Genomic DNA, 5,265 nt, shown 5'->3' with positions numbered 1-5,265 from the left:
GTCCGCGATGAACGCGATGTCCGCCTCCGCGGCCTCAGCCCGCCAGGCAGGACGGGCCGAGCAGGACCTTCAGATCGCCGAAGAGCGCGGGATCGGGCTGCACCCGGTGCCGGTCCAGGCGGAGCACGGTGGTCTTGCGGGCGCCCTGAAGCTTGATCCGCACCTCCGTATTGCCCTTGTGGTGACCGAGGATCTCGCCGAGCCGGCTGACCATGGGCGGGGTGACCTTCACCGTGGGGATGGTGATCACCACGGGGGCATTGGTGCCGGCCGATGAGAGGTCGGGGACCATCAGCTCCATCGCGACGAGCCGCGGCACGTCCTCCCGCTTGTCGAGCCGTCCCTTGACGAAGACGACCGTGTCCTCGACGAGCTGGGTGGACACCAGCTGGTACGTCGCCGGGAAGAACATGCACTCGATGGAACCGGCCAGGTCCTCCACGGTGGCGATCGCCCACGCGTTGCCCTGCTTGGTCATCTTCCGCTGCAGGCCCGAGATGATGCCGCCGATGGTGACGACCGCCCCGTCCGCGTGCTCCCCGCCCGTGAGCTGGGAGATCGCCGCGTCCGTCTTGTCACTGAGCACATGCTCGATGCCGAAGAGCGGGTGGTCCGAGACATAGAGGCCGAGCATCTCGCGCTCCTGCGCGAGCAGATAGGACTTCTCCCACTCGACGTCGGAGAACTCGACGTCGAGGCCGAAGCCCGGCTCGCTGCTCTCCTCGTCACCCATCCCGCCGAAGAGGTCGAACTGGCCCTCGGCCTCCTTGCGCTTGACCGCCACCACGTTGTCGATCATGGGCTCGTGCTGGGCGACCAGGCCCTTGCGGGTGTGGCCCATCTCGTCGAAGGCGCCGGCCTTGATGAGCGACTCGACGGTCCGCTTGTTGCAGACGACCGCCTCGACCTTGTCGAGGAAGTCGGGGAAGGTCGTGTACTTCCCCTTGGCCTTGCGGCACTTGATGATCGACTCGACGACGTTCTGTCCGACGTTCCGGACGGCGGTCAGGCCGAAGAGGATCACGTCGTCGCCCTGCGCGGCGAAGTTCGACTCCGACTCGTTCACATTGGGCGGCAGGACCTTGATGCCCATGCGGCGGCACTCGTTCAGATAGACGGCGGACTTGTCCTTGTCGTCCTTGACCGAGGTCAGCAGGCCCGCCATGTACTCGGCGGGGTGGTTCGCCTTGAGGTACGCGGTCCAGTACGAGACCAGGCCGTACGCGGCGGAGTGCGCCTTGTTGAACGCGTAGCCGGCGAAGGGGACCAGAACGTCCCACAGCGCCTGGATGGCTTCGTCGCTGTAGCCGTTCTTCCGGGCGCCTTCCTGGAAGATCGTGAAGTTCTTCGCCAGCTCCTCGGGCTTCTTCTTGCCCATCACGCGGCGGAGGATGTCGGCCTCGCCCAGCGAGTATCCGGCGATGATCTGGGCGGCCTTCTGCACCTGCTCCTGATAGACGATCAGGCCGTAGGTGACGTCCAGGACCTCCTTGAGCGGGGCCTCCAGCTCCGGGTGGATCGGGGTGATCTCCTGCTGGCCGTTCTTTCGCAGGGCGTAGTTCGTGTGCGAGTTCATGCCCATCGGGCCCGGCCGGTAGAGGGCCGAGACGGCGGAGATGTCTTCGAAGTTGTCGGGCTTCATCAGCCGCAGCAGGGACCGCATGGGGCCGCCGTCGAACTGGAAGACGCCGAGGGTGTCGCCGCGCTGGAGCAGTTCGAAGGTCTTGGGGTCGTCCAGCGGCAGGCCCAGGAGATCGATGTCGATCCCCTTGTTGGCCTTCACCATCTTGACGGCGTCGTCCATGATCGTGAGGTTGCGCAGGCCCAGGAAGTCCATCTTCAGCAGGCCGAGCGACTCACAGCTCGGGTAGTCCCACTGGGTGATGGTGACACCGTCGGTGTGCCTGACCCACACGGGGACGTGTTCGGTGATGGTCTCGCTGGACATGATCACGCCGGCGGCGTGCACACCCATCTGACGAACCAGGCCCTCGACTCCACGCGCGGTGTCGATGACCTTCTTCACATCCGGCTCGTTCTCGTACATCCCCCGGATCTCGCCGGCTTCGCTGTAGCGCGGGTGCTGGGGGTCGAGGATGCCGGAGAGCGGGATGCCCTTGCCGAGGACGTCGGCGGGCATCGCCTTGGTGAGCCGGTCGCCCATCGCGTACGGGTAGCCGAGCACCCGCGCGGAGTCCTTGATCGCGTTCTTGGCCTTGATGGTGCCGTACGTGCCGATCATGGCGACCTTGTCGGCGCCGTACTTCTCGGTCACATACCGGATCACTTCGACGCGCCTGCGCTCGTCGAAGTCGATGTCGACATCGGGCATGGAGACGCGCTCGGGGTTGAGGAAGCGCTCGAAGATCAGACCGTGCGGGATCGGGTCGAGGTCGGTGATGCCCATCGCGTACGCCACGATCGAACCGGCCGCGGAGCCACGCCCGGGGCCGACCGCGATGCCGTTCTTCTTCGCCCACATGATGAAGTCGGCGACGACGAGGAAGTAGCCCGGGAACCCCATCTGGATGATGACGTCCATCTCGTACTCGGCCTGCTTCTGGCGGTCGTCGGGGATGCCGCCGGGGAAGCGGCGCTCCATGCCGCGCCTGACTTCCTCCTGGAACCAGGTGACCTCGGTGTAGCCGTCGGGGATGTCGAACTTCGGCATGAGGTTCTTCGCCTCGAACATGCCGGTGGTGTCGATCTGCTCGGCGACCAGCAGCGTGTTGCGGCAGCCTTCCTGCCAGGCGTCGGACGAGTCGATGGCGTACATCTCGTCGGTCGACTTCAGGTAGTAGCCGGTACCGTCGAACTTGAAGCGGTCCGGGTCCGACAGGTTCTTGCCGGTCTGGATGCAGAGCAGCGCGTCGTGGGCACCCGCCTCGTGCGCATAGGTGTAGTGCGAGTCATTGGTGACCAGCGGCGGGATGCCGAGCTTCTTGCCGATCTCGAGCAGCCCGTCGCGGACACGGCGCTCGATCTCGATGCCGTGGTCCATCAGCTCCAGGAAGTACCGGTCCTTGCCGAAGATGTCCTGGTACTCGGAGGCGGACTTCAGGGCCTCGTCGAACTGGCCGAGGCGCAGCCGGGTCTGGAGCTCGCCCGAGGGGCAGCCGGTGGAGGCGATGAGCCCCTCGGACCACTGGGCGATGGTCTCCTTGTCCATCCGCGGCCACTTCTGCAGCCAGCCCTCGGCGTACGCGTCCGACGACAGCCGGAAGATGTTGTGCAGTCCGGTCCTGTTCGCCGCCCAGATCGTCTTGTGGGTGTAACCACCGGAACCCGAGACGTCGTCCCGCTTCTGGTGGGGCTGACCCCACTGGATCTTCCGCTTGTTCCGCCGGGACTCGGGGGCGACGTAGGCCTCGATACCGATGATCGGGGTGATGCCGGCCTTCTTCGCGGTATGGAAGAAGTCATAAGCGCCGTGAAGGTTGCCATGGTCGCTCATGGCGATGTGCGTCATGCCCATCTCGTTGCAGGCGCTGAACATGTCCTTGAGCCGCGCGGCACCGTCCAGCAGCGAGTACTGGGTGTGGACGTGGAGGTGCGTAAAGGGCGGCTTGGTCACGACGGAAGGCCTCCGGAGAACAGCAAACAACAGGCTGCGGACAGTCTGGGTGGACAGCGTCGAAGTCTACGGCTCTGCACTGACAAAGGTCGGGCACTCACGACTACCTTCGTGCGTTGAGCGGGACGGAAACACCCGTCCCATTTGTCATGTACCAGGAGGCACCCAGCGATGTCGGTCCACAAGCCCTCGGCCGGCGAGCGAGGCGAGGAGATCCTCACCGTCTTCGACACCGCCTTCGGCGAGCTCCTGGCCGCCGACCCGGCCGCGTTCCGGGTGAAGTTCCGCAAGATGGCGGCCTCCGCCTTCGCCTTCTACCGGGGCACGGCGAGCCTCTTCTACGCCGACCTGGAGCGGGAGCACGCGGGGAACGAAGCAGGGTGGGGTGGTGGGAACGAGGCAGGGTGGGGTGGCGGGAACGAGCCAGGATGGGGTGGCGGGAACGAGCACCGCGGCCCGTATCTGGACGAGCGCACCAGCCGCGTCTGGATCCACGGCGACCTCCACGCCGAGAACTTCGGCACGTACATGGACGCGAACGGCCGGCTGATCTTCAACGTCAACGACTTCGACGAGGCGTACGTAGGCCCCTTCACCTGGGACGTCAAGCGGCTCTCCGCCTCGCTGGCGCTGATCGGCTACACCAAGGCGCTCAGCGACGAGCAGATCACCGAGCTGGTCCGGATCTACGCCGCCGCCTACCGCGAGCGCATCCACTCCCTGGCGGCCGGCGCCAAGCACGACGACGTGCCGCCCTTCACGCTGGACACCGCCCAGGGCCCGCTCCTGGAAGCGCTGCGCAGCGCCCGGTCGCTGACCCGCTTCGGGCTGCTGGACTCGATGACGGAGATCCGTGAGTACGAGCGGCGCTTCGCGGAGGGCGGCGGCTCGATCGAGCTGGACGCGGCGACGCGGTACAAGGTGCTGGCGGCGTTCGACGGCTACCTGGAGACGCTGCCCGAGTCGAGCCTCGCGCGCCCCGACTCGTACCGGGTGAAGGACGTGGTCGGGAGGCGCGGTATCGGTATCGGATCGGCCGGTCTGCCGTCGTACAACATCCTGCTGGAGGGCAACAGCGACGCCCTCGAGAACGATGTCGTGATCTACATGAAGCAGGCCCAGACCCCGGCGGTGTCCCGGCACGTGACCGACGAGCGGGTCCGGGGCTACTTCCAGCACGAGGGCCACCGCACGGTGATCTCGCAGCGTGCGCTCCAGGACCACGCCGACCCGTGGCTGGGCTGGACGGAGATCGAAGAGGGAGGACGCCGGGTCGGTCAGCTGGTGGCGGAGGTCTCGCCGTACGCGGTGGACCTGGACTGGTCGGACATCGACGACCCGGTGGAGATCGCGGCCGTGGTCGCCGACCTCGGCCGGGCGACGGCCACCATGCACTCGGCGGCGGACGACGAGAGCGGTCACTCGCTCGTGCCGTTCTCCACGGAGCGCGCCATCGACGCGGCGATCGCGGCGGACGAGGACGGCTTCGGCGACCTGCTGGTGGACTTCGCGCACAGCTACGGGGCCCGGGCGCGGGCCGACCACCAGATCTTCGTGGACCTGTTCCGCAATGGGAAGATCCCCGGCCTGCGGTAAGGCCGGCCGGGGGGCCGGTCCGGGAGCTGTGTCCGGGGGCCGTGTCCGGGGGCCGTGTCCGGGGCTCGGTCGGGGGCCGGCGCGAAGGCCGGTCG

At 66.9% G+C, this 5,265-nt stretch carries 2 protein-coding genes; one reads left to right on the top strand and one right to left on the bottom strand.

The genetic code is table 11. The features are described from left to right. Positions 1-34 precede the first annotated feature (34 nt). Positions 35-3,574, bottom strand: a complete 3,540-nt coding sequence (dnaE, locus tag ACWGI8_RS38745; RefSeq protein ID WP_453668135.1) for a DNA polymerase III subunit alpha — start codon at positions 3,572-3,574, stop codon at positions 35-37. Positions 3,575-3,745: 171 nt separating this feature from the next. Here dnaE and ACWGI8_RS38740 point away from each other — a divergent pair, with 171 nt between their 5' ends. Further along, on the top strand, positions 3,746-5,170 hold the full coding sequence (locus tag ACWGI8_RS38740) for a DUF2252 domain-containing protein (protein WP_453668134.1): 1,425 nt from the start codon (positions 3,746-3,748) through the stop codon (positions 5,168-5,170). The last annotated feature ends 95 nt before the right edge of the window (positions 5,171-5,265 follow it).

This window comes from Streptomyces sp. NPDC054841, assembly GCF_053611045.1.
Note: the sequence above shows the minus strand (reverse complement) of the source record. Positions and strands in the feature narration are given on the sequence as shown.

Bases quoted from the DNA above. Each gene is read 5' to 3' on its own strand.
- ACWGI8_RS38740 (WP_453668134.1), top strand. From the start codon at position 3,746: ATGTCGGTCCACAAGCCCTCGGCCGGCGAGCGAGGCGAGGAGATCCTC.